General features: G+C 71.1%; 24 protein-coding genes. 6 read left to right on the plus strand and 18 right to left on the minus strand.

Features of this window, described 5'->3' with window-relative positions; all coding sequences use genetic code 11:
• The 12 genes from BSZ36_RS14070 to BSZ36_RS14120 form a co-directional block, all read right to left on the minus strand.
• Positions 1-2,907 carry a coiled-coil domain-containing protein gene (locus tag BSZ36_RS14070; RefSeq protein WP_094550042.1) on the minus strand — a complete coding sequence of 969 codons (2,907 nt, stop codon included), beginning with the start codon at positions 2,905-2,907 and terminating at the stop codon, positions 1-3.
• Complete coding sequence (locus BSZ36_RS14075) at positions 2,904-3,593, minus strand: hypothetical protein (RefSeq protein ID WP_094550043.1); 690 nt, start codon at positions 3,591-3,593, stop codon at positions 2,904-2,906. The genes BSZ36_RS14070 and BSZ36_RS14075 overlap by 4 nt, the downstream gene beginning before the upstream one ends.
• Positions 3,590-4,108, minus strand: coding sequence for a hypothetical protein (locus BSZ36_RS14080; protein ID WP_094550045.1), 519 nt, complete (start codon positions 4,106-4,108; stop codon positions 3,590-3,592). The genes BSZ36_RS14075 and BSZ36_RS14080 overlap by 4 nt, the downstream gene beginning before the upstream one ends.
• Positions 4,101-4,370 (minus strand): hypothetical protein, encoded by a 270-nt coding sequence (locus tag BSZ36_RS14085; protein WP_094550047.1) that lies wholly within the window; start codon positions 4,368-4,370, stop codon positions 4,101-4,103. The genes BSZ36_RS14080 and BSZ36_RS14085 overlap by 8 nt, the downstream gene beginning before the upstream one ends.
• A 2-nt stretch (positions 4,371-4,372) precedes the next feature.
• Entirely contained in the window at positions 4,373-4,669 is a 297-nt protein-coding gene (locus BSZ36_RS14090; protein WP_094550049.1) for a hypothetical protein, read from the minus strand.
• Positions 4,670-4,737: 68 nt separating this feature from the next.
• Complete coding sequence (locus BSZ36_RS14095; protein ID WP_143536907.1) at positions 4,738-5,358, minus strand: hypothetical protein; 621 nt, start codon at positions 5,356-5,358, stop codon at positions 4,738-4,740.
• Complete coding sequence (locus BSZ36_RS14100; RefSeq protein WP_094550053.1) at positions 5,327-8,143, minus strand: hypothetical protein; 2,817 nt, start codon at positions 8,141-8,143, stop codon at positions 5,327-5,329. Before BSZ36_RS14100 ends, BSZ36_RS14095 begins: the two co-directional genes overlap by 32 nt.
• Entirely contained in the window at positions 8,140-8,481 is a 342-nt protein-coding gene (locus tag BSZ36_RS14105; protein WP_143536908.1) for a hypothetical protein, read from the minus strand. The genes BSZ36_RS14100 and BSZ36_RS14105 overlap by 4 nt, the downstream gene beginning before the upstream one ends.
• Positions 8,478-8,720, minus strand: a complete 243-nt coding sequence (locus tag BSZ36_RS19035; protein WP_143536909.1) for a hypothetical protein — start codon at positions 8,718-8,720, stop codon at positions 8,478-8,480. Before BSZ36_RS19035 ends, BSZ36_RS14105 begins: the two co-directional genes overlap by 4 nt.
• Positions 8,721-8,826: 106 nt before the next feature.
• Positions 8,827-9,138 carry a helix-turn-helix domain-containing protein gene (locus BSZ36_RS14110; RefSeq protein WP_179271204.1) on the minus strand — a complete coding sequence of 104 codons (312 nt, stop codon included), beginning with the start codon at positions 9,136-9,138 and terminating at the stop codon, positions 8,827-8,829.
• Positions 9,139-9,318: 180 nt separating this feature from the next.
• Positions 9,319-10,071 (minus strand): hypothetical protein, encoded by a 753-nt coding sequence (locus BSZ36_RS14115; RefSeq protein WP_094550059.1) that lies wholly within the window; start codon positions 10,069-10,071, stop codon positions 9,319-9,321.
• Positions 10,064-11,305 carry a tyrosine-type recombinase/integrase gene (locus BSZ36_RS14120; protein ID WP_094550061.1) on the minus strand — a complete coding sequence of 414 codons (1,242 nt, stop codon included), beginning with the start codon at positions 11,303-11,305 and terminating at the stop codon, positions 10,064-10,066. Before BSZ36_RS14120 ends, BSZ36_RS14115 begins: the two co-directional genes overlap by 8 nt.
• 284 nt (positions 11,306-11,589) lie before the next feature.
• Here BSZ36_RS14120 and BSZ36_RS14125 point away from each other — a divergent pair, with 284 nt between their 5' ends.
• Complete coding sequence (locus BSZ36_RS14125) at positions 11,590-12,702, plus strand: amidohydrolase family protein (RefSeq protein ID WP_094550063.1); 1,113 nt, start codon at positions 11,590-11,592, stop codon at positions 12,700-12,702.
• Positions 12,703-12,892: 190 nt separating this feature from the next.
• On the opposite strand, the gene BSZ36_RS14130 is transcribed toward BSZ36_RS14125, so the two are convergent.
• Positions 12,893-13,801 carry a LysR substrate-binding domain-containing protein gene (locus BSZ36_RS14130; protein WP_094550065.1) on the minus strand — a complete coding sequence of 303 codons (909 nt, stop codon included), beginning with the start codon at positions 13,799-13,801 and terminating at the stop codon, positions 12,893-12,895.
• 109 nt (positions 13,802-13,910) lie between these two features.
• Here BSZ36_RS14130 and BSZ36_RS14135 point away from each other — a divergent pair, with 109 nt between their 5' ends.
• The 4 genes from BSZ36_RS14135 (at position 13,911) to BSZ36_RS14150 (ending at position 17,499) form a co-directional block, all read left to right on the plus strand.
• A complete protein-coding gene (locus tag BSZ36_RS14135; RefSeq protein WP_094550067.1) occupies positions 13,911-15,464 on the plus strand; it encodes a catalase in 1,554 nt (517 codons plus the stop codon).
• Between the two features lie 130 nt (positions 15,465-15,594).
• The gene (locus tag BSZ36_RS14140) at positions 15,595-16,098 is read left to right on the plus strand and encodes an ankyrin repeat domain-containing protein (protein WP_094550069.1); all 504 of its coding nucleotides are present in this window, start codon (positions 15,595-15,597) and stop codon (positions 16,096-16,098) included.
• 63 nt (positions 16,099-16,161) lie between these two features.
• On the plus strand, positions 16,162-16,824 hold the full coding sequence (locus BSZ36_RS14145; RefSeq protein WP_094550071.1) for an MIP/aquaporin family protein: 663 nt from the start codon (positions 16,162-16,164) through the stop codon (positions 16,822-16,824).
• A gap of 60 nt (positions 16,825-16,884) precedes the next feature.
• Positions 16,885-17,499: a Uma2 family endonuclease gene (locus BSZ36_RS14150; protein WP_094550074.1), complete on the plus strand. Its 615-nt coding sequence runs from the start codon at positions 16,885-16,887 to the stop codon at positions 17,497-17,499.
• Positions 17,500-17,529: 30 nt separating this feature from the next.
• Here the strand turns inward: BSZ36_RS14150 and BSZ36_RS14155 are convergent, their stop codons facing one another.
• Together BSZ36_RS14155 and BSZ36_RS14160 are read right to left on the minus strand one after the other, a co-directional pair.
• A complete protein-coding gene (locus BSZ36_RS14155) occupies positions 17,530-18,585 on the minus strand; it encodes a methyltransferase domain-containing protein (protein ID WP_094550076.1) in 1,056 nt (351 codons plus the stop codon).
• A gap of 135 nt (positions 18,586-18,720) precedes the next feature.
• A complete protein-coding gene (locus BSZ36_RS14160) occupies positions 18,721-19,398 on the minus strand; it encodes a class I SAM-dependent methyltransferase (protein ID WP_094550078.1) in 678 nt (225 codons plus the stop codon).
• Positions 19,399-19,411: 13 nt separating this feature from the next.
• On the opposite strand from BSZ36_RS14160, the gene BSZ36_RS14165 reads away from it, so the two are divergent.
• Positions 19,412-19,630 carry a dodecin family protein gene (locus tag BSZ36_RS14165; RefSeq protein WP_094550080.1) on the plus strand — a complete coding sequence of 73 codons (219 nt, stop codon included), beginning with the start codon at positions 19,412-19,414 and terminating at the stop codon, positions 19,628-19,630.
• Between the two features lie 74 nt (positions 19,631-19,704).
• On the opposite strand, the gene BSZ36_RS14170 is transcribed toward BSZ36_RS14165, so the two are convergent.
• From BSZ36_RS14170 to BSZ36_RS14180, 3 genes are read right to left on the minus strand one after another with little or no spacing between them, the layout of a single operon-like run.
• Positions 19,705-19,914 (minus strand): hypothetical protein, encoded by a 210-nt coding sequence (locus BSZ36_RS14170; RefSeq protein ID WP_094550082.1) that lies wholly within the window; start codon positions 19,912-19,914, stop codon positions 19,705-19,707.
• Positions 19,914-21,245, minus strand: a complete 1,332-nt coding sequence (locus BSZ36_RS14175) for a glycosyltransferase family 87 protein (protein ID WP_094550084.1) — start codon at positions 21,243-21,245, stop codon at positions 19,914-19,916. The genes BSZ36_RS14170 and BSZ36_RS14175 overlap by 1 nt, the downstream gene beginning before the upstream one ends.
• Positions 21,232-22,059 (minus strand): sulfite exporter TauE/SafE family protein, encoded by an 828-nt coding sequence (locus BSZ36_RS14180; protein ID WP_094550086.1) that lies wholly within the window; start codon positions 22,057-22,059, stop codon positions 21,232-21,234. The genes BSZ36_RS14175 and BSZ36_RS14180 overlap by 14 nt, the downstream gene beginning before the upstream one ends.
• Between the last annotated feature and the right edge of the window lie 104 nt (positions 22,060-22,163).

Raw genomic sequence — 22,163 nt, forward strand, 5'->3', positions numbered from 1 at the left:
TCACAGTCCTGCGGAGGACGTGGGGCGGCCACCGGAACCCATCCGCCCGGCGGCGCCCGAGCCGCGCGTCCGCGCCTGCTGGTCCTCGCGGACGCGGATCTCGGAGATCAGCCGGTCCAACCCGTGGCCGTTGACCTCGACGGTGATCTCGGGAGAGGCCACGTTCGGCGCGGCGACGTTGACCGTCGTGCCCCCCGGCTGGATGCCCCGGCCGGCGTACCCGTTCGGGTTGGGACCTACTGGCGGGGCGCCTTGACCCGCGACGTAGAGCCCGGCGGTGCCGGAGGCCTCGGAGCCGCTGGCGCCAGAGGCCTCGGACGCGCTTGGGATCTTCGGCGCGGAGTAGGACTGCCCGCCGATGGCGGCGATCTGGACCGCGCCCGCGGCGCCCGCGAGCCCCGCCGCGATGAGCCCGGCTGGGACGAGGGGCTTCGTGGTCGCTAGCGCGTTCAGGATCGCGAGGGCGGTGTCGATCTTCGCCGTCCGCAGCGCGGCGGCCTTCTGGACCTCGAACGCCCTTTCGGCCCGCGCGGCGTCGCCCGCAGCGCGCTCTTCGGCCTCCTTCACGGCGTTCCTCGACGCCTGGATCGACTCCTCCGTCGCGTCGGTGCCCACCCGCTCGGCCTCCCGCCTCGCCTCGCCGACCGCCTGCGCGCTCTCCCTCGCTTCGGCGTCGGCCTCGCGTGCCTTGTTCGCCGCGTGCTGCGCCAGCAACCCCGTCACCTCCGAGACGACCGCGACGGCCTGCTGGGCCTGGTCTGAGACGAGCTGGATGTCGGCCGCGAGCGAGGCCCCCCAGTCGTGACCTGCTACCGCGGCGGCGTCGAACTCGTCTCCCAGCGCGCGGACGTCGTCGGCGAGGCCCGCGAGCCTCCGGCGCTCCTCGTCGGAGGTCGCGGCCCCGTAGGCCTCCCCGAGCCGCTGCAGCGCGGCCTCCGCCTGGTCCACCGACGCGACAAGGTCGCTCTGGATGGCGAGGATCACGCGCTGCAGGGAGGCGTCGGCATCGCGCGTGTCGACCTCGATGGGAAGCTGGCGCACGCCGCCCACGCCGGCGCCGCGGACGGCCTCGAAGCCGCTGGCGAGCGCGCCGTTCTCCTCTCCGTTCCGGAGGGCGTCCCGTGCGCCGGTGGGGTCGCCTTCTGAGAGCCGCCTCTGGCGGCGCATCGCGAGGTCGAGGATCCTCTCGGAGGCGTCCGCCATCCGCTCGGTCTCGACGCGCTGACGGGCGATCCGCTCGGCGAGGTCGGTCTCCACCAGGACCCGGTTCCGGGCCGCGGCGGCCCTCCGCTCCGCCTCGCTGCCGAGCAGCTCGGTCTCCAGAGTGATCCCCTCGATCACGCCGAGGTTGACGAGGTCGAGCGCGTTTGCCTCGCGTTTGGCCTCGACGTATGCCTTCGCGGCGTCGAGCCGGAGCTTGTCGGCGGCGGCGCCGACCTTCTCGGCCGCCAGCGGGCCCAGCTTCGCTTTCAGCGCGTCGAGCGAGGCGGCGAGGCGTGATGCCGTGACGAGGATGCCGTCGAGCTTCTCCTCGTAGTCCGCCGCGGCGTCCGACGCCTCGCGCATGGCGCCAGAGGCCTTCCCCCCAGCGTCCCCGAGCGAGTCGCCCGCGGCGTCTGCCGACTCCCCGAGGTCGTTCAGCGAGTCCTCGAGCTCGCCGATCTCGCCCTCGGCCTCGTCCAGCCCCGTCACCTCCGGGAGGTTCAGCTCCGGCACGAGCCCGCGCCCGAGGATGTCGCCGAGCTCGTCGAGCCGCTCGTTGATCCGCGTCAGCGAGACGTGTGCCTCCTTGAACCCCGCCTTGTCGCCGGTCCACTTGTTCCACGACTTGCTCAGGCCCTCGATGGCCCACTGCGCGCGGAGCGCCCACCGCTCCAGGCTCAGCAGGCTCCAGAGCGCGGCCTCCAGCGCCATGCGGAAGACGCCGAGCGAGCTCCCCTCGCCCCCTCCGACGCGGTCAAGCGTGCGCCCGAGGCTGAGCGCGGTCTTGGCCACCTGCAGGAGTTGGTCGACGTAGACCCACGCCTGCTTCGCCGCGTCGGCGATGGCCGTGCCGGTCCGCCGCACCATCTGCACGAAGCCCTCGTCCCGCGCGATGGCGGTGAGCTTGCTCGCGAGCCGTCCGAGCACGCCGCGGAGCCCGTCGCCGAGCGCCTCCTTGAGGTCGCCGACGGCGTTCTCCATCTGGCGGAACTCGTCGACCGTGGCCTCGGCGAGGCCGCCCGCGTTGGCGGCGATGATCTCGCTCAAGAGGCGGACCTTGTCCAGCCCCTCGGCGCTGTTAAACGCCGCCTTCTGCGTCTCGGTCAGCGAGACGCCGACCTCGGTGAGCGCGCCGGCGCCGGAGACGAGCGCGCGGCCCATCAGCATGGCGACCTGGTTGAGGTCGCCGATGGGCTTGCCCGCCTTCTCGGCGAACGCCGCGAGGTCCACGAGCCCTTGCGTGAGGAGCCCGGCGCCCTCGGGTCCGGCGGCCTCCTTGAACGAGAGGAGCACGGACTGCGCCGAGGTGATGAGCTCGTCGCCGAAGTTGCTGTTGTCCTGCGTCTCGGCCGCGAGGTCGGAGAGCGACCGCCGCGCGGCCTCCAGGCCTCCGGCGGCCTCCAGCGCGGCGGGTTCGAGGTTCTTCAGCGACTGCTCCAGGCGGCGGTCCGCGATCTGCTGGATGCCGGCGAGCTTGACGGACTCAGAGAGGAGTCGAAAGCCCGCGCGGAGGGCGTTTACGGCGCCCTGCACGCTGACGTAGCCCGCGGCGAGTCCGACGAGCGCCTTCTTCAGCCCGCCCATCCGTTTCTGTGAGGTGTCGGCGGCAGACCCGACGGAGAGCACGCCTGTTCGGGCGGCCTGGGTGCCTTTGAGGACGCCTCTGGCGTCGAGGTCGAGCATGACGACCACGCGGTTCTTCATGGGTAGGGGGTGCTGGGTTTGGCGGTGCGGCGCTCGCGGACCGATGCCGCGACGCCGCCGGTGTAGAGCCACGCGAGCGCGTCGATGAGCGGCGCGCGCATGAGGTCGAGGTAGGCCGGGGCGTCGAGGCCGCCGAGCGCGAGGTCGAGGCCCGGTGCGGATCCGGTCGAGGCGGGCGTGAGCGTGCGGTACATGAGGTCCCCGGCCTCGCCAGAGGCGGCCTGCGCGTCGGCGGCGGCGAGGGCGAGCCACGCCTCGACGGCGCCAGAGGCCCACGCCCGCGCCGTCTCGGCCGGGCACTCCGCGAGTGCTGAGAGCACGCCGTCGGCGCCTGCGTAGCAGACCGGGAGCGCGCGGGCGAGCTCGTCGCGGGTGGCGCAGTCGAGGACCGAGGGGCTGTCGCCAGAGGGGCCGCTTTCTGGCCTCGCCATCGCGAGCGGGTCGGTCGCGAACGGGTGCCAGCGGACGGTGCCCTCGGCGTAGCCGTAGGAGCCGAGCGCGTGGGCGAGACGGCGGATGCGGCCGAGCGACGGCGCTTCTGGCGCGAGCGCGAACGGTCCGGAGGGGTCGGCGAGACGGCGTGCCCATTTGCGGAGACGGCGGCGCTCGCGGAAGCCGGGACGCTTGGCGGCCTCTGGCGCGGTTGCGGCGCGGGTCTCGTCGTGGGGTGAGTCGGCGGCCATCATGCGAGGGGGGTGCGGCGCTCGCGCGCCAGGCGGGCGCCCTCGACGTAGCCCACGGCGAGGAGCACGTGGGCGAGCGCGATCTGGAGAAGGCTCCCCTCTGGCGCTCGCGCGAAGTCGCGCCGGAGCCGCGGCACGTCGGCCGGTAGCTCTGGAGGCTCTGGCGCGAGGTGGGGCCACGCGCTGAGATCTTCGGGCTGGTACCCTTCCGGGTGGAGCGCGTCGAGTGCCTCGGACCAGGCAGAGAGCGCAGCATCGGCGGCCTCTGGCCACGGGTCGGCGCCAGAGACCCGGCACTCGTCGCGATAGGCGTGGAGCGCCTGCTCTATCGCGGCCGTCCGGGCGTCGCGCGCGGTGTCCGTCATGGCCTCCTGAGCGTCCAATTCGTCGGCGCAGACGTCGGCGGCGGGGTCGCCCGTCGCGCGCGTTGCGTCGGCGAAGAAGAGCATCCACGCGGATCGGTGCCGGTCGCGCGCGGCGTCCTCGATGCGGGAGAGTCGGGTGGATGTACTAGGCATCGGTAGAGGGGGATGCAGCCTCACAGCGCTCGCGGTCGCGGCGGTCAGCGAGGCGCTCGGTGAGCGGCGGCGAGATGCGGACACAGCCCCAGACGACAGGACGCGGGGACGCGGCCTCGTCCATCGCGAGGCGGGTCTCGACGGCGGGCTCTTCGGTGCCGTCGGCGTTCACGGTATAGAAGTGGAGCACAGGGTCGGAGGGCGAGGAGACCTCGGCGGCGGCGCGTTCGGCGCGGGCGAGGCGGGAGCGGATGGACGGCATGGTCAGGCGGATGCGGGGGAAGACGTGAAGCCTCTGGCGGTGCCGCCTCTGGCGCCAGAGGCCTCGGCGGTGCGAGAGGCGGCACCCGTTGCAGGCGTCTCGGCGGCGGCCTCTAACGACGCCTCCAGAGCGGCGAGACGGGCCTCCAGCTCACCGGTCTCGATGAGGCGGGCGTACGCGCCGGAGGCCTGTGTGAGCGCGTGGACGGCTCGGAGCACGCCGTCGATGTTGCCGCGCTCGGCGGAGTCCATCAGCACGGCCTCGGCGGCTTCGACGGCGCGCCAGAGGCGGCCACGCATCCCGCTAAGGGTCCCTTTCGTGCGCCGCTGTCGCTTCGCGAGGCGGGCGAGATGGGTGTTGTTGCGATCTACGGGCATCTTTGACGGGGCTGTCGAGGGGATCCCCCCCCTCTCTGTGTGGATGGCGCGCGGCTGGACGTGTCCGCGGACACCTTTGAGGGCGTTGGCGTGCGAGCCTCTGGCGGCGGCGACGTGCGACCGAAGACGAGGCGGGCGGCGTCGCGGCCGTGCTCGTTCGTGCGCGCCTCCCACCCAGCCAGGCGGCGGAGCGTGTCGGCGTCCCACTTGGCCACGCGCTTCGGCTCGACGAGCGCGACCGCCCAGCCGTGCGAGGCGCAGAGGTCGGCGTAGAAGCCCGTCAGGAGGTCGGTGTGCCCCACGGCACGCGCGATGCGGTCTCGCTCGCCTCGGTTCGCGTTCCGGTTGCGCGCGTAGATGGGGAGCGGGCGCGAGTCCTCGATCCAGACGCCGCGCACCAAGACGGCGCCTGCAGCGTGCTCCCGCGCGAGGGCGTCGAGGTGCCGCACCGTCGCCAGAGGCCCAGCGGACGCGACGGACACGAGGCGGCCATCGGCACCGTCGGCGAGGGCGAGGCCTGTTGTGGTACCAGGGTCTATGCCCAGGTACAGAACGCGGGGCGGGTTCGGTGGCAGCATCTCAGAAGGGGGCATCGGTGGAGAGTCGGACATCCGAGAGCGGGAACGATGTCGGCATCCCGTCCACGTCGACCGAGACGCGCCCGGCCTCTGGCGCAGCGGAGACGGTCCCATTCCCTTGCGGCGTGCTGACGACGTCGCCTGGCGCGAGCGGCGCGACAGCGGACCCCTTGGAAGGAGACCGTCGGATACCGTCCCGACCGTCCGCACCGTCCGCTTGTCCGTTTCCTGCGCGTACGGGGCGATAATTGGCGGACGGTTGGGCGGACGGTCGGACGGTCGGAGGCGGACGGTTGGGAGCGTCGGCGGACGGTTGCGGACGGTCGGCGAATCCTATACCGTCCGCCTCGAAATCAACGCTCGCGCCGTCGCCAGAGGCGATTTCGGAAGCGTCCGGGACGGAGGCGGACGGTGCGGACGGTTGTGTGCGCCCATGTTCTGCATGGGCATCCTCGACCTGCCTCAGCACCCAGAGGCGCGAGCGGTCCTTCCCGCCGCGGGCGCGCTCGCTGTCGATGCCGACGGCGCGGAGCGGAGGCGCGGAGCGGGTCACGGCCGACGAGAGCGCGCGCGGCGTGCGGGGCCAGCCGTGTGGCATCCGGCGCTTCTCGTCCTCCTCGCGGTGGAGCAGCGTGAGCCGGTCCAGCAGTTCGCCGGACGTGCCGGTGAAGAAGACCGCCCCGGCCTCTGGCGCGGCGGCGTCGCGGAGCGCGCGGATGAGCGTGGCCACAGGGTCCGCGTCGAGGGCGGCCTCGACCAGCTCGTCTTTCGCGCTGTCGAAGGCGGACAGGAACGTGCCAGGCCCGAACGGGAGGCCCCCGGCGTCTTCGCACGCGATCACCCAGCGGGCGGCGTCGGCGAGGCGTGGCAGACGATCCGGATGCGTGTGGGGCAGGCGCTCCAGCCCGAGTGCCGCGGCGTCGAGGAGCGCGCCGAGGATGCGAGGATGCGCCTCCTGAAACGCGGAGTCCAGCGCCGACTCGGTGCGCCTGTTCTCGTCGGGGATGCGCTCCAGCGTGACGGCAAGCGTCCGCTCGGCGAGGTCGGGTCGGCTCACCGCGTCGCCGATGGCCGTCAGGATCTGGCGGCTCGTCGTGTTGAAGATCTGCTCCTCGTCGTCGGTGTGGAGCATACGCGTCGCGTAGCCGCCTCCGGTGGCGAGCCTGCACATCACGTCCGAAAGCGCGGGCGAGATCGTGCTCACGTTGTCGTAGACGAGCACGGCCGAGGACTGCGCCGAGATGAACGCCTCTCGCTCGTTGCGCGGGAGCGAGCGGAGCGCGGCGACGTTGGGGTCGATGACGGAGCGGATGATCCGCGCCGCCGTGCTCTTGCCCGTCCCCTGCTCTCCTGAGAGGCCGAGGATGGGGTACGGGCCTCGGCCGCGGAGCGCGATGAGCAGCCAAGCGGTGAGGAGCACAGACGCCGTCGGCGTCGCGTTGACGAACTCGCCCAACTCGCTCACTTCTCCACCGGAGACGGGCTCTGGCAACGGGAGCGCCCCGCTGCGGCGTACGAAGCGGACGGGGCAGGCCTCTGGCGCGATGATGGACCAGCCTCCGGGGCGGGTCTCGACCACGCGGCCGGACTCGTCGCCGAGGTCGAGGTAGAGCCTCAGCACGCCGCCCTCGTCTTCGGCCTCGGCCACGCGGACGGCCGTCCGGTGCTCGGACCCCTCGTAGAGCGCGACGCCGGTGAGCACGCCGAGCGCGTCCTCGGTCGCCTGCCCGCCGGGCGTGCGCCCCTCCTCCTCGTAGTAGAGCCGGTGGAGGTAGGACTTCACGCGGGTCGAGCGCAGCGGCAGCGATTCCCGGCCTCCCGCGGGGTTGGGCAGCGTGGCGTAGGGCTTCCCCTCGGCGTCGTGCCAGAGGTCGAGCCGCGCGCGGGCGATCTCCACCAGGCCCGTCGACGCGGACGGCGGGCGGCCTTTCTTCTCCTTCGGCTCCTCTGAGGGCTCGTCGCGCGCCAGAGGCGAGTCCGCAAACGTGGGGGCGTCTCGCACGAGGGCCTTGAGCGCATCCGCCGTGCCGCCAGAGGCCAGCCAGTCGGACACGTCTCCCTTGACGGGCATCGGCGCGCCCGTGGCGAGCGCGGAGAGGTCCGGGACGACGACCGAGGCCGCGGTCCCGGAGAGCGACGCCGCGACGGTTCGGGCGTGCGTGCGGCCCGTCGCGTCGTTGTCCGGGATCAGGACCACGTGCGCCGACGCCAGAGGCGCCGTGTGCTCCTCGCCCCACTTCCCTGCCCCGCCGTCGTTGCACGTCGCGACGAAGCCGAGGTCCGCGAGACGGTCGGCGTCCTTCTCGCCCTCGACCACGAACACGCGGCGGCCGTCGGCGACGGCTTGGAGGACCTCGGGCAGGCGGTAGAGTGGACGTTCGGTGCCGTCGAGGTTGTAGAGCCACCGCTGAGAGCCCGCGCCCCGACGGCGGACGGTGAACGTCTTGGCGTGGCCACGGGCCGGATGCCCTCGCTTCGGCTCCTTGCGCACCTTCTCGAAAAGCGTCGCGCCAGAGGCGTCGGTGTATACGTGCCGGGCCGTGACCTCGTGGCCGTCGCCCTTCGGGTCCCACTTGGGTACCTCATCTTCGCGGTCGTAGAAGTCGGCGGGCTGCAGGCCGAGCGCGCCCGCGATGGCGCCGAAGTCGCATCCGCGCTGGCACTTGACGAGCGTGCGGCCGTCGTTGCCTTGCTGCAGCGTGAGGCTCGGGTTGGTGTCGTCGTGAGACGGGCACCGCAGCAGCACGTTGGAGCCGGAGCGGCGCCCTGGCTTCCCTGTCTTGGCCTCAATGAGGGCTTGGATCTCGGGTGTTTTCATGCCACCCACCCGAGAGAGTCGTCGGCGCGCGCGGCCTCTATGGCCGCGCGGCGCGCGTGGGCCTCCGTCGCGGGGTCGGCGAAGCGGACGCCTGCCGTCCCACGAAGGAACGGCAGGGCCACGCGCCCACCTCGGACGAGGGCGGAGATGACGATGGGGCCGACAGTGATGTCGACCTCGATGACGCGGACGCGCCGCGAGAGCGAGAACGCGCCCGTTGCGACGGCGGAGATGGCGGGCACCTGTTGCGGGCTAGGAGCCTCTGGCGGTCGCGTCGCCAGAGGCGGGCGTCCGAACAAGCGGCACGCCGCGGCTCCGGTTGTGGAGGCGTCTCTCATGCGGCCACCCGGACGCGCGCGGCGGGTGCCGTGCGGGTGAAGAGACGGGCCGGACGCCGAGGCCTCTGGCGAGCGCGCGAGGCCGCTGGCGCCAGATAGCGCGCGAGGTCCGCGGGGCTCGCGTGGATGTCGTCCACGGCTGTCGTCGCGAACGCGAGGGCTCCCGTAGGCGTGAAGCGGAGGAGCGTAGGACCGCCCTCGGGGACCTTGGTGAGGGCTGGGCGTGTTGTATGTTGCATCTGCGTCGTCGGATACGGCACCCGATTTGACTTGGCGGTCAGGGTGCCTGTTGATGAAAGCGAGAAGCCCCGCCCGGCCTGATGGCCAGTGCGGGGCTTCTCATGTTTACGGGGTTGGCGGACGGGCCGGGACGTGCCCGGCGTCCATGAACGCGAAGACCTCGGACGTCCGGTAGCGAATGGTCTGCCCCTGCTTGACATAGGGGAGCCGCCTCTCGCTCCGGAGGTGCCGGAGCTGCCGCTTCGAGAGGCCCGTCTCGCGCGTGACCTCGGCGTCGGTCATGAACTCCCCCAGCCTCGAGCGGCGGAGGATCTCTGGCAGCGTAGCGAGGAGGTCGCTCGCTGTGGACTTCCCGATCTCAGCGCCGATCTCGGCGACGGACGCGGGGATGAGCGCGATGGAATCGGGGAACTGCATGGCGAAGGGGCGTGGCTCTCGTTCACCATTATACGCCCTCATTCACAACATCCCGGCCTCATTCTGTCGCCGTTTGGCGTTTCCTCCGATCCGCGCCGGAGGCCCGGACGAGGAGGACAGAGGCCCGAAATAGAGCCCTGCAGGGCCGAAACAAGCCCGACCATTTCTGAACCTACCGCGTCAGCCCTTCGGATTCCGCGGTGACCGGAGCACGAAGGTGAGATCGAGGGGCAGCTCGAACTCTCCCTCCACCATCCGCCGGCGCGCTGTGGCGACCGAGACGCTCATCTCCTCCGCGACGGCCTCCACGAGAGCCGTGGGGTAGTGCGGCCCCTTGCCGCGGCGCGTCCTCAGCCGGTAGTCCAAGCGGTTCGGTTGGCCCTCGGCCGTCAGGCGCGTCGCGATCCGGGCCGCGAGCTCGTGAGCCGGGAGCCGCTTGGGTAGCCCGCCGAGGATCGAGAGATCGGCCCCGGTCTTGAACCTCCTGTGGCGAGCCGGGAGGGGGTTCTCAGGGTCAATGAAGTAGGCGGCGACGTACCTCGCTGCGTTCTCGCGTACGGTCGGATGCCAACGCTCAGGCGAGGGGGCGATGTCGGCCTCCGTCAGCCCGACATCTTCGAATCCTTCTCTCATCTCACGGTCCCCACTCGGCGTTGCGAGCGTGTAGGCGCCGGATTTGTTGTAGAGCGCCCGGTGCACCGCGAGCGAGGCCTCGTGGCTCTGCTTCCACCACGCGGTGAAGCCGTCAATGTGCCCCTCCGCCATCGCGCCCCTCGCCTCCTCGACTGCCACAGGGATGAACGCCGCGATGGGCTCAAGCGGTACGCGACCGAGGGAGATCTCGTTGTAGAGGAACGCCCCTGTGAAGGCGAACAGCTCCTTTCGCAGGCGAGAGGACAGGTGGTCCAGCGGTGCAGGGGCGTCTTTACTCATCGGTCCAGAGGGAGTCGGTCAGGGAATCCACCGCGTCGCGGTCGAAGGAGGAGAGGTAGGCCTGCGTCGTCTTGAGGTCGGTGTGCCCGAGCGCTTTCGAGACGGCGTAGAGGTCGCCCGACTGGCGGGCGAAGTCGGCGAAGCTGTGGCGCGCGACGTGGGAGGAGAGCCCGGTCGGGTCGAGGCCGGCTAGGCGCGCGAGCTCCTTGAGGAGCTTGTTCACTTGCGTCGACGCCGAGGCGATGCGGCGGCGGACGCCTACGGGGTCCGCGTCGTCGCCGGGCTTCAGCAGCGGGACGAGGTAGCGGCCGTAGCGGGCGCGGCCTCTGGCGTCGCGGGCCTCCACGCCAGAGGCAAGCCGACGCGCGACGCGGAGCGCGGCGGGCGGGAGCCGGACCGACTGCGCGTGCTCGGTCTTCATCATGGTATAGGTGAGGCGGTCGCCGGCGACGTTCTCGGGAGTCAGCCGCAGCGCGTCCGAGATGCGGACGCCGGCGCCGTAGTACTGCAGCGCGAAGAGGTCGCGCGTGGCCGCGAGCCGGGTGCCGTCTGCGACGCCGTCGGCGGGCCCGAGCGCGAGGAGCCTCTGCACGTCGCCAGGCGAGAGGCGACGGCGGGAGACTGGCGCCGACTTCGGCATCTTGAAGCGGAGGAACGGGTCGCCGCCGGGCTCCAGGTCCCCCTCGCGGATCGCAAGGCGGGCGAGGCGCCGGAGCCGCTCCAGCTCCTTGCGAACGGTGTTCGTCCCGTTCCCCTCTTCCGTGCGCATGTAGGCTGCGAAGGCGTCGAGGCGGTCCGGCGTGAGCGCGCCCCACGTGAGCGGCCAGCCGAGCGCGTCGGAGAGCTTCCGCCTCAGCGTCCGGTACTTCTTCCCCTCCCAGACCTGCGCGCCGCGGGCGAGGCGTTCGAGGTAGCGGTCGAAGAAGTCCGAGAGCGAGGCCGCGCCCGCCCCGTCGATGGCGGCGATCACGGCCTCGGCGGAGTCGGCCGAGAGCGCGGCCGTCTGCGCCCTGTTGAGGAGGTCGGAGAGCGTGGCGTTGAACGCCGTGGAGAGCGCGTGCCCGCCGCGGACCTTCTTCTTGACGTCGTTCCAGTCGGCGGGCTTCACCTCGACGCCGGTGCCGGTGTAGAAGCGGGAGCGGCGGGCGTGCGTCACGCGGATCCACACAGGTGCCTCCCCGTTGGGCCGGGTCTTCGAGGTGCGGTGGACGAGGGAGACGGACGGCGCGGCCATCGGGGGCGGGTCACGCCAGAGGCCTGGTACAACATGGGTACAACAAAGGCCGGCGCGGGGCGTCGGGGAGCGGGTACGGACGTGCCAGGATCGGGCGTGATTCCCGGTTCGTGGCACCGTGCGGCGCAAGGTAGCGCCGACCGCGCCGCGGTCTCGGGTACCTGACCGCCCACACCGCGCCAGAGGCCGCTGGCGCACCGAGGATCGCGCCCGTGTTGCAGGGCCGTAGCGTGGAGGGTTGGCCTGGAATGCCCGTACGTTGGCGGCCCCTCTGCCCCGCTCCGATGCTTCGTCCCTGGCTCGCTCTCCTCCTCTTCCCCGTCGCCGTCTGCGCCCAAGACGCGCCAGCGGCAAACCCGGCCTCTGGCGAGGGCGTGACCGTGATGGAGTACGAGCCGCGCTCCACGCTCGTCGTGCCCGAGACGCGACTCACGCGCGCCTCCGTCCCGTTCGTGGACGCCCACGCGCACCTCTGGCGCGCCGGGACGATGAGCGCCGACGACATGGCGGAGCTTATCGGCGAGATGGACGCGATGAACATGGCCGTCATGGTCAACCTCAGCGGCGGCAGCGGCGAGCGCCTGCGCGAGAGCATCGCCAACACCGAGCGCCACGCGCCGGGCCGGATCGTCCACTTCGCCAACGTCGACTTCGACAGCATCGGCACGCCGGGATGGAGCGAGCGCGCCGAGGCGCAGTTCCGTGAGGACGTAGCCTCTGGCGCCAGAGGCCTGAAGATCTTTAAGAGCCTCGGGCTCTCGGTCACCGATAGCGACGGGCAGCGCGTGGCCGTGGACGATCCGCGCATCGCGCCCGTGTGGGAGGCCGCGGGCGAACTGGGCGTGCCGGTCCTCATCCACTCCGCCGACCCCGCGCCGTTCTGGGAGCCGTACAATGCGCACAACGAGCGCTACTACGAGCTGACCGAGCGGCCCAACCGGCGCCAGATCGCTCCGCCGTCGTTCGAGGACGTGATCGGGGAGCAGCACGCTGTCTTCCGGCGCCACCCCCAAACGACGTTTATCAACGCGCACCTCGGCTGGTATGGCAACGACCTCGCGCGGCTGGGAGAGCTCCTGGACGAGCATCCCAACGTGGTCACCGAACTCGGCGCCGTTCTCGCCGAACTGGGCCGCCAGCCCCGCACCGCACGGCAGTTCCTGATCGACTACCAGGACCGCGTCCTGATGGGCAAGGACTCCTACGCGCCAGAGGAGTACCACGTCTACTTCCGCGTCTTCGAGACCGACGACGACTACATCGAGTACTACCGCCGCCGCCACGCCAACTGGCGCCTCTACGGCCTGGACCTCCCCGCCGACGTGCTCGCGAAGGTCTACGCCGGCAACGCCCGGCGCATCATCCCCGGCCTGGACGCCAGCGCGTTCGCAGAGTAGCGCCTCTGGCGAAACTCGGCGCCCTCCCCAAACGGGTGTCATCGCGAGCGGAGCGCGGCGATCCCGTGACGCCGAGTGCGGACCACCCAGGTCGCCGGGGCGCGGAGCCTGCCCTGATCACAGCCGTACAAGCTCCACGTGAGGACACAGGGATGCCGCCTCTGGCGCCAGAGGCCTCTGGCGAGACACCTCAACGGGCCAGCGCTGCGCCCGCCGCTTCACGAACAGCATCTGCGTAGGCCGCCACGAGCGTGCGCCGGAGGTGCGTCCGGCCCGTCACCAGTCGCACCTCGCGCTGGGGAATGGGCTCCGCCAGAGGCCGCACGCGCCTCGCCTCGTCGGCGGTGAGGTAGAGCGTCGAGAGCTCGGGCAAAAGCGTCACGCCGCCGGCGCGGTCCACCATGCGGCGGAGCGTTTCGAGGTTGCCGCTCTCGAACCGCACGTTCCGGCCGGTGCCCTTGGTCGGCGCCGCGCCGCACAGGTGGAGCACCTGATCGCGGAAGCAGTGCCCCTCACTCAGCAGCCAGACCTCCTCTGGCGCCAACCGGTCGCACGCGACGACCTCGTGCGACGCCAGAGGATGCTCGGCGCCCACGTACGCCACGAACTGCTCGGTGTAGAGCGGCTCTGTGTGGAGCCCCGCCGCCCGCTCGTCCGTCGCCACAATCCCCGCGTCGATCCGCTCGGTCGCCAGGTGGTCCAGGATGGACTCGGTCGTGAGCTCGTGGATGGAGAGCGAGACGTGCGGGTAGCGCTCCGCAAACGGTCCGGTGACGAGCGGGAGGAGGCACGCCGCGACGGTCGGGATCACGCCTATGCGGAGTTCGCCTGCGGGCTCGTTGCTCTGCTCATCCGTAAGCGCGGCCAGCCCTTCGGCCTCGCGCAACACGGCCCGGGCGCGCACGAGCGCCTCGGCGCCCGCCTCGGTCGGCACCACGGGCTGCCGGCTCCGGTCGAAGAGCACGATCCCGAGTTCTTCCTCCAGTCGCTTGAGCCCGGCGCTGAGCGTGGGCTGCGAGACGTAGCACGCCTCGGCGGCCCGGCCGAAGTGGCGGTGGGTGTCGATGGCGACGGCGTAGCGGAGTTGCGAGAGGGTCAAATCGATAGGGATGAGCTATCAGAGGATACGCAGAATCGATTTGATCTATGGGTCTGCGCGTCCTACTCTGTAGGCCTGAGATCCCCTCCCCATTCCGAACCCTCTCTATATGGCGACCGAGCCCACCAAGAAAAACGGCCCCCTCCTCACCACTGCGGACGGTGCGCCCATCGCCGATCAGGAGAACTCCCTGACGGCAGGCCCGCGCGGCCCGCTCCTGATGCAGGACGTGGTTCTGCAGGAGCAGATGCAGCGGTTCAACCGCGAGCGCGTGCCCGAGCGCGTGGTCCACGCCAAGGGCTCCGGCGCCTACGGCACGTTTACCGTCACGAACGACATCTCGAAGTACACGCGCGCCGCGATGTTCTCCGAGGTCGGCAAGGAGACCGAGCTCTCGATCCGGTTCTCGACGGTCGCCGGTGAGCGCGGCGCGGCGGATGCCGAGCGCGACCCGCGCGGCTTCGCGGTCAAGTTCTACACCGAGGAAGGCAACTGGGACCTCGTCGGCAACAACACGCCGGTGTTCTTTGTGCGCGACCCGTACAAGTTCGCCATGTTCATCCACTCGCAGAAGCGGCACCCGCACACCAACCTGCGCGATGCCGACATGCAGTGGGACTTCTGGAGCCTCTGCCCCGAAAGCCTCCACCAGGTGACGTGGCTCTTCGGTGACCGCGGGATTCCGAAGACGTACCGCCACATGAACGGGTACGGCTCGCACACCTACTCCCTCATCAACGCCGAGGGCGAGCGCGTCTGGGTCAAGTTCCACTTCAAGACGGACCAGGGCATCGAGTGCCTGACCAACGAGGAGGCCGCCGACCTCATCGCACAGGACCGCGAGAGCCACCAGCGCGACCTCTGGGAGGCCATCGACAACGGCGACTTCCCAACGTGGACGGCCTACATCCAGGTGATGACGCAGGAGCAGGCCGCCGAGGTGGACTACAACCCGTTCGACCTCACCAAGGTGTGGCCGCACGGCGACTTCCCGCTGATCGAGGTCGGCAAGCTGGAGCTCAACCGGAACCCCAACAACTACCACCACGAGGTGGAGCAGGCGGCGTACAACCCGAGCTCGCTCGTGCCCGGCATCGGGCCGAGCCCGGACAAGATGCTCCAGGGCCGCCTGATGAGCTACCAGGACGCGCACCTCTACCGCATCGGCGTCAACTACCGCGACCTTCGCGTCAACCGCCCGAGAACCGAGGTGCGGAGCTACATGCGCGACGGCCAGTTCGGCGGCCAGCTCGACGAGGGCACCGGCCACCCGAACTACTACCCCAACTCGGTGGAGGGCGCCCCGCGCCCGGACCCGAGCTACGCGGAGCCCGCGTGGCACCTGGGTGACGTGACCGTGGAGCGCTACAACTCCCGCGAGGATCACGACGACTTCTCGCAGGCCGCGGCGCTCTACCACCTCATGGACGAGGACGCCAAGGAGCGCCTGGTGCAGTCGCTCGCCGGCGCGATGGCGGGCGTGACGCGCCAGGAGATCATCGACCGCCAGCTCGGCCACTTCGACAACGTGGACGAGGAGTACGGCCGCCGCGTCCGCGAGGCCGTGACCGCCGCCCGCAACGCCGGTGGCGACGGGCAGTCGCTCGACGCCGCGATGGCCGTCCGCGACGCCGTCCCCGAGGGCGAGGCGCAGCGCGACTAGCGCCCCGTCTGGTTCGCCTCTGGCGCCCCGGTGGTCGTGTCCACCGGGGCGCCGTTTTGTTCGGCCTCTGGCGGCCCGCTCCGAGCGCCGCCGAGCGCGCCAGAGGCTCCGCTTTGCTACGATCCCCTCTATGTCTGCTCCCATCGACCCCGCCACCGTCGACTACCACGAGATCGCCCGCCGCGGCGATGCCGAAGTGCTCGGCGTATTTCTCGACGCCGGCCTCGACCCCGACCTCCGCGACGCCAGAGGCTACTCGCTGCTCATGATCGCGGCGTACAGCGACCAGGAGCCGACGACGACGCTGCTCCTCGCCAGAGGCGCCGACCCCGACGGGGCGGACCCGGCAGGCAACACGCCGCTGATGGGCATGGCGTTCAAAGGCTACCCCGACCGCGCGCGGCAGCTCCTTGCCTCTGGCGCCGACCCCAACGCGCGCAACGGCTCGGGCGCGACGGTCCTCATGACGGCCGCGATGATGGGCACGCCCGCCTTTGTGCAGCTCCTCCTCGACCACGGCGCCGATGCCGCGCTGACCGATCCGCAGGGGCGGACGGCGCTCGACATCGCGCGCGGGATGGGCCGCGAGGACGTGGCGCAGGTGCTCGCCGGGACGCCCGCCCCTGGCGCGTAACCAGCGCCGTCGCCTCTGGCGCAAGAGGCCGGGTCTAGCTTGGTGCTTGCCCTCGCGCCGCCCATGAAAGCCCAGCTGGTCACCGAGTTCATCGGGACGTTTTTCCTCGTGCTCACGATCGGGCTCACGGTCCTGATCGGGACCGACTTCGCGCCCATCGCGATTGCGGCGTCGCTGATCGCGATGATCTACATGGGCGGGCACGTCTCGAAGGCGCACTACAACCCGGCGATCACGCTCGCCTTCTGGCTGCGCGGCACGTTTCCCGCCAGAGGCATCGCGCCGTACATCGCGGCGCAGGTGGGGGCGTCCGTCCTGGCGTCGCTGGCGGTCCACGGCGTGACGGATCAGTTTCTGGTCGTCTCGCCGGGCGTGGGCACGGGTCTGGGCTCGTTTGCGCTCCTGGAGTTCCTGTTCACCTTCGCGCTCGCGCTCGTCATCCTCAACGTGGCGACGGCGCCGACGCTGGAGGGCAACGGCCACTACGGCATCGCCATCGGCTTTATCGTGATGGGCGGGGCCTACGCGGCGGGGCCCATCTCGGGCGGCGCCTTTAACCCGGCCGTCGCGCTCGGACCCGCGCTCGTCAACCTCGTCTTCGGGCAGGAGGGCGCGCTGTCCGGGCTGTGGGTCTACCTCGTCGCCACGAGCGCCGGGGCCGCGCTCGCCGTCCCGGCCTACTTCGCGATGAACGGCCGCGACGCGCCAGAGGCCTCTGGCGGGTGAGCCTCTGGCGCGATGCCTCTGGCGCGCGCCGTAGACTTAGGCACGCATCCGCCCCGACCGATGGCTCTCCCCGCGACTTCCCTTCTCCCCACGACGCCAGAGGCCTACCTCGACTGGGAGGAGGCGCAACTGGAGCGCCACGAGTTCTACCGCGGCGAGGTGTTCGCGATGGCCGGCGGCTCGTTCCGGCACTCGCAGCTGACGGCGAACGCAACCGGCGAGCTACGTAACGCGCTGCGCGGATCGGGTTGCCAGGTGCTCTCCAGCGACATGCGCGTTCTCGTCCGCGCCAACGGCCTGTACACGTACCCGGACCTCTCAGCGATCTGCGGCGAGCCCGAGTTTGAGACCGACCGCGAGACCACGCTGACAAACCCCGTCCTCATCATCGAGGTGCTCTCGGACTCGACCGAGTCCTACGACCGGGGCGCCAAGTTCCGGCTGTACCGCGAGATCCCGTCGCTGGTGGAGTACGTGCTGATCTCGCAGAAGGAGCGCGCCGTCGACGTGTTCCGGCGCGACGCCAGAGGCTGGCTCGTCGTGGAGCCGGACGCCGACAGCGTCGAATTCGTCTCCGTCGGCGCGACGCTCAGCCTGGACGACCTGTACGAGGGCGTGACGGTCGATGCGGCCGAGCACCCCACCCCCGGCGAGGCCTCTGGCGAACGCGGGTAGCCCGCGCCAGAGGCCTCTGGCGGAGCCACGTCAGCAGCAGCTTCCCATCGGGGCGCCGTCGCCAGAGGCCGGAGCCGGGGCGCAGTCGAAGAGGCCGAAGTGCGTGCTGCGGTCGCCGAGCACGTCGAAGTAGGCGCCGAAGCGGGTGTTCTGCACCATCGCGGCGGAGTTGCCGCAGACGAGCATCGGGCGGCCGGCCTCGAAGACGTGGTGGTCGTCGAGCGTGAACGCGTGGCGCTGGCCCTCGATGCCGCCCTTGTAGATCGCGACCTGGCCGTAGTCCTCGCACTGGTCCTCGATGAGGTCGGGCAGCTTAAAGGCGCGGACCGTGCGCGAGGTGAACACCGCGTTGCCCAGCATGTCGCGGAGCGCGGGGTCCTCGACCTCCAGCGGGCGCTCGCTGACCGTCCGCACGTCGGCCCAGCCGAGGGCGGCCATCATGCGGCGGAAGTCCTCGCCGTACATCGCGCCGCCCAAGCACTCGCCGACGAGGATGGGGTCGGCCTGGGCCTCTGGCGAGAGGCGCCGGTCCACGAACACGTCCGAGAAGTAGAGCTCGCCGCCAGGCTTGAGCACGCGCGTGATCTCGCGGAAGACCTGTTCCTTCTCGCTCGCGAGGTTGAGCACGCAGTTGGAGATCACCACGTCCACGCTCTCGTCCTCGACGCCAGAGGCCGCGAGGTCCTCGATGATGCCGAGGCGGAAGTCAGTCGTGGGCGCGTCGAACCCGAGCGACTCGGCGACGGCGGCTTGGTGGCGGCGCGCCACGTCGATCTGCGCCTCGGTCATGTCGATGCCGATCACGCGGCCCTCGGGCCCGGCGAGCGCGGCGGCGACGAACGCGTCACGGCCGGTCCCGCAGCCGAGGTCGAGGATCGTCTGGCCGGTGAGCGCGCCCGGGATGGGCGAGCCGCAGCCGTAGAACTTGCTCAGCACCTCATCGGGCAGGAGCGAGAGGATCGGCTTGTGGTGCTCGGGGACGGCCTCGTCAGAGCAGCAGGCGGTGGTGAGCAGGTCGTCGGACGTTTTCAGCGTCTCGCCGTAGTACTCGCGGACCTGGGCGTGGACGGTGGCGGTGGCTTCCATGTGGGGAGTGGCGGTGTAGGGGGCAGACGGTCGGGTCCGCGTCGTGATCGCGCGGAGGATAGCCGTTTCGCCAGAGGCCCGCTGTCGGCCGGACACCGAATCCGCCTCTGGCGCCAGAGGCGCTACCGCGGCGTTCTACCGCACCGCCACGCCCGCGACGTGCGGCGCGACGAGCCCGGCGCGGAGGTGGAACCGCTCGGCGTCGACGCGCGCGAAGCCGGCCCGATCGATCATCGCGAGGGTGTCCTGATCCGGGCGGCAGCCGTCAGCGAGCGCGCCCCACGGGCGCCGCAGGCGCCTTTGCCAGCGCCGGAGTACCGAGGCCTCTGGCGCCGCGACGTGCTCGATAAACACGAACCGCCCGCCGGGCTTGAGCACACGCTGGACCTCCGCGAGAACGCCCGCCACGCTGTCCACGGAGCAGAGCACGAGCGTGCTCACCACGGCGTCTGCGCTCGCGTCCGCCAGAGGCAGCCGCTCCGCCACGCCGCCGACGATCTCCAGGTCCAGGCCTCTGGCGCCAGCGGCCCTCCGCAGGCGTGGGTGGAAGTGCACGTTGGGCTCCACGGCGATCCAGCGCACGCCAGAGGCTCCGGCTTCTGCGCCGAGGTACTCCGCGTTTGGCCCGGCGCCCGCGCCGATCTCGACGACCGTCCCCGAGAGGCCGCCCAGAAGCAGCCTCTTGCGAGCGCCGTAGAGGCGCCGGTCCGTCCCCCCTCCGTGTGCCAGGAGCCACGCGAAAAACGCTTTGCCCAGACCGCGTCGGACCTCGCCCGCCTCTGGCGGCGTACGCTCGCTTCCCTCTATCTCCATTCCCCTATCCGACATGGCACTCGCCAAAATCATCGAGGTCTCGTCCTCGTCCCAGACCAGCTTCGACGACGCCGTCAAGAACGCATACGCAGAGGTCGCCCAGACCGTCCGCAACGTCAAGAGCGTCTACGTACAGGACTTCCTCTACGAGCCCGGAGAGGCCGACGAGACCGGCGGTCGCTTCCGCGTCCACTGCAAGGTGACGTTCATGGTCGAGAACGCGAACGACTAAGCGTTCCCCCCGCTTTTTGCAGCGTCCCCGTTGGAACGCCGCTGTGAGCCCCGGTTGCCGTGCGCAGCCGGGGCTCATTCGATCACGGCGTCGGGCTCCAGTTCCGCCTCGGGCGCGAGGTCGGAGCTCGGCGCTTGTTCGGCCTCTGGCGCGAGCGTTGCGTCGGGCGCGAGGTCGCCGTCGGCCTGCACGGGGTCGGCGCCTTCGAGCACGAGATCGGGATCCTCCTCAGCCCCGCACGCCGCCAGAGGCAGCAAGAGGGCGAGAGCGGCGAGACGAATCATCAGGAGGTGGCGAGAGAAGGCCTCAGTGTACGGCGCCAGAGGCCGAGCCCGACGAGCACGAGCACGGCCATCCACAGCCTCGCGAGGTAGAGGTCGATGCACGCGCGCGGGAGCGTCTCGATCAGGCTCGCCATCATCGGCGGCGGCGGGCGCTGCGCGAAAAACGCCAGCGCGCACAGCGCCACCACCCACCGCGCCAGAGGCGGCCTCTGGCGCGCCTCGGCGAGCGCGACGAGCAGCAGCGGGACCGCGAGCACGAACGTGTGCTCCCAGCCCAGCGGAACCACCGCCGGTAGGACCGCGAGCACGACAAGCCCCGCACGCACGATCCCTGCCCCTCCGCTCCACACGCTCAGGATCGCCGCGCCCACGACCAGCGCGCCGACCGCGCCAGCCACGAGCGTAGCCTCTGGCGACGCGGGCATCATCCCCGACGCCGTTACGATCTCGATGGGAAGGTCCAGACGCGTAACCGTCGCCTGGATCGACGTGCTGAGTGCGCCGGGATCCGTGAGGCCGGAGAACGCGGGGAAGCGCTCCAGCGCGTACTCGCGGTAGAGCGCCCACGGCACCCACGGCAGCAGCGCCAGAGGCAGCGCCAGCCATCCCGCCGCCGCGCCCCCCACGAGCCCGCGCCAGCGGCGCCAGTCGCTCGCCTCTGGCGACCTCGCGCGCAGCCGCCCGAGCCCGAGCGGGAGCAGCGCCAGAGGCAGCACCTTGAGCCAGAAGCCGCCCGCAAGCGCGAGCGCGCCCCAACCGGGCCTCTGGCGCTGGCAGAGGTGCAGAAACGCGAGCGCCGAGAGCAGTACGAGCACGTTGACCTGCGCGTACTTCAGGTTCTGAAAGACGGGGGCGGACGCGAGGCCGGTGATGAGGAGCGCGATGCGTGTCGCCCGGTCCAGGCGCGAGCCCGTCTCGCGCTCCCACAGCCGCAGCGCCCACGCAAACGCGGCGGCGAGCCCCCCGAAGATCAGCGGCCCACTGGCGATGTAGCCCGCCACGCCCGAGACCCACGTCGTCGGCCAGAAGGCGAGCACGGCGGGCGGCGGGTAGAAGTATTCCGCGTCGGCGTAGAGCGTGAGCGGGTCGCTGAAAAAGCGCAGCGCGGCCTCGTGGAACCAGCTGTAGTCCACCAGGAAGTGCCACGGCTCGGCCAGCGCGAAGCGGTAGAACGTCGCCGCGAGGTAGACCGGCATAACGGGCAGCCAGAGCGCCGAGAGCGCCGCCACCGCCGCGAGGTGCGGCTGGCGCCTGAGCTCTTGCAGCGCACCTTTCACGCCTCTGGCGCGGGTCGCTGCGTCGTCTCCGCCAGAGGCCTCAGACGAACGCATTCCACAGCAGGCGCACGGCCACGATCCCTGCGAACAGCCCGAACGCCCACCGCACCCACTTCACGTTGACGCGGTGCGCCGTCGAAACGCCAAACCGGGCCGTCACCATCGCGGGCAGCGCGAGCGCGAGCGCGTACGGCACGTGGACGTAGCCGACGGCGCCAGAGGGCACGGGCGCGGCCAATCCCCGAACCGCGTACATCGCCACGCCCACGGCGGTGATCAGCACGATGGCGGCGGTCGAGGTCCCTGCGGCGGCCTTGAGCGGAAGCCGCAAGGGCCCATTGAACGCAGGCACGAGGACCACGCCTCCGCCCACGCCCGCCGCGCTGGAGAGCGCGCCCGCCGCGGCGCCCGTCCCGATCAGCGCGCTCCAGCTCCGCCGCGCGCCAGAGGCCGTGATCGCGCCGCCCCCGTGGCTCTTCTTCGTCAGCATCCGCGCCACTACCACCAAGAGCACCACGCCGAGCACGATCTGGAACACGCGCTTGGAGTACCACGGCTGCGTGGTCACCAGCAGCGTCATCAGCACAACGGCAACGGCGGCGATCGCGCCCGTCGTCAGCGCCGTCCGCCAGTCCACAGCGCCTGCCTTGTTCTGCGCGACGGCGCCGCTGGCGCTCGCTGCGAGCGTGCAGAACAGGCTGGAGCCCAGCGTCAGCGGCGTCAAGACAGGGTCCTCAATGCCGATGCCCTGAAGTACGAAGAACAGGACGGGGCCGAAGATGATGCCCCCGCCAACGCCTACCAGCCCGGCCACGAACCCGCCCAGCGCGCCCGCGGCGATCAACAGGGCGAGAACGGTCAGCGACATGGGTGGGGCTCTGTGAAACGGCACGATACCGCCAGAGGCTGTATCTCGCCTCTGGCGCGTCGGCCTCTAACGGACTCGCCGCCCCTACGCACAGCTCGCCCGAG

This window comes from Rubricoccus marinus, assembly GCF_002257665.1.
GTDB classification, from domain to species: Bacteria; Bacteroidota; Rhodothermia; order Rhodothermales; family Rubricoccaceae; genus Rubricoccus; species Rubricoccus marinus.

What these genes read in the sequence shown, in the direction of transcription:
- BSZ36_RS14070 (WP_094550042.1), bottom strand. Translation starts at nt 2,907, where the DNA reads ATGAAGAACCGCGTGGTCGTCATGCTCGACCTCGACGCCAGAGGCGTC.
- BSZ36_RS14075 (WP_094550043.1), bottom strand. Translation starts at nt 3,593, where the DNA reads ATGATGGCCGCCGACTCACCCCACGACGAGACCCGCGCCGCAACCGCG.
- BSZ36_RS14080 (WP_094550045.1), bottom strand. Translation starts at nt 4,108, where the DNA reads ATGCCTAGTACATCCACCCGACTCTCCCGCATCGAGGACGCCGCGCGC.
- BSZ36_RS14085 (WP_094550047.1), bottom strand. Translation starts at nt 4,370, where the DNA reads ATGCCGTCCATCCGCTCCCGCCTCGCCCGCGCCGAACGCGCCGCCGCC.
- BSZ36_RS14090 (WP_094550049.1), bottom strand. Translation starts at nt 4,669, where the DNA reads ATGCGTGGCCGCCTCTGGCGCGCCGTCGAAGCCGCCGAGGCCGTGCTG.
- BSZ36_RS14095 (WP_143536907.1), bottom strand. Translation starts at nt 5,358, where the DNA reads ATGTCCGACTCTCCACCGATGCCCCCTTCTGAGATGCTGCCACCGAAC.
- BSZ36_RS14100 (WP_094550053.1), bottom strand. Translation starts at nt 8,143, where the DNA reads ATGAAAACACCCGAGATCCAAGCCCTCATTGAGGCCAAGACAGGGAAG.
- BSZ36_RS14105 (WP_143536908.1), bottom strand. Translation starts at nt 8,481, where the DNA reads ATGAGAGACGCCTCCACAACCGGAGCCGCGGCGTGCCGCTTGTTCGGA.
- BSZ36_RS19035 (WP_143536909.1), bottom strand. Translation starts at nt 8,720, where the DNA reads ATGCAACATACAACACGCCCAGCCCTCACCAAGGTCCCCGAGGGCGGT.
- BSZ36_RS14110 (WP_179271204.1), bottom strand. Translation starts at nt 9,138, where the DNA reads ATGCAGTTCCCCGATTCCATCGCGCTCATCCCCGCGTCCGTCGCCGAG.
- BSZ36_RS14115 (WP_094550059.1), bottom strand. Translation starts at nt 10,071, where the DNA reads ATGAGTAAAGACGCCCCTGCACCGCTGGACCACCTGTCCTCTCGCCTG.
- BSZ36_RS14120 (WP_094550061.1), bottom strand. Translation starts at nt 11,305, where the DNA reads ATGGCCGCGCCGTCCGTCTCCCTCGTCCACCGCACCTCGAAGACCCGG.
- BSZ36_RS14125 (WP_094550063.1), top strand. Translation starts at nt 11,590, where the DNA reads ATGCTTCGTCCCTGGCTCGCTCTCCTCCTCTTCCCCGTCGCCGTCTGC.
- BSZ36_RS14135 (WP_094550067.1), top strand. Translation starts at nt 13,911, where the DNA reads ATGGCGACCGAGCCCACCAAGAAAAACGGCCCCCTCCTCACCACTGCG.
- BSZ36_RS14140 (WP_094550069.1), top strand. Translation starts at nt 15,595, where the DNA reads ATGTCTGCTCCCATCGACCCCGCCACCGTCGACTACCACGAGATCGCC.
- BSZ36_RS14145 (WP_094550071.1), top strand. Translation starts at nt 16,162, where the DNA reads ATGAAAGCCCAGCTGGTCACCGAGTTCATCGGGACGTTTTTCCTCGTG.
- BSZ36_RS14150 (WP_094550074.1), top strand. Translation starts at nt 16,885, where the DNA reads ATGGCTCTCCCCGCGACTTCCCTTCTCCCCACGACGCCAGAGGCCTAC.
- BSZ36_RS14155 (WP_094550076.1), bottom strand. Translation starts at nt 18,585, where the DNA reads ATGGAAGCCACCGCCACCGTCCACGCCCAGGTCCGCGAGTACTACGGC.
- BSZ36_RS14160 (WP_094550078.1), bottom strand. Translation starts at nt 19,398, where the DNA reads ATGGAGATAGAGGGAAGCGAGCGTACGCCGCCAGAGGCGGGCGAGGTC.
- BSZ36_RS14165 (WP_094550080.1), top strand. Translation starts at nt 19,412, where the DNA reads ATGGCACTCGCCAAAATCATCGAGGTCTCGTCCTCGTCCCAGACCAGC.
- BSZ36_RS14170 (WP_094550082.1), bottom strand. Translation starts at nt 19,914, where the DNA reads ATGATTCGTCTCGCCGCTCTCGCCCTCTTGCTGCCTCTGGCGGCGTGC.
- BSZ36_RS14175 (WP_094550084.1), bottom strand. Translation starts at nt 21,245, where the DNA reads ATGCGTTCGTCTGAGGCCTCTGGCGGAGACGACGCAGCGACCCGCGCC.
- BSZ36_RS14180 (WP_094550086.1), bottom strand. Translation starts at nt 22,059, where the DNA reads ATGTCGCTGACCGTTCTCGCCCTGTTGATCGCCGCGGGCGCGCTGGGC.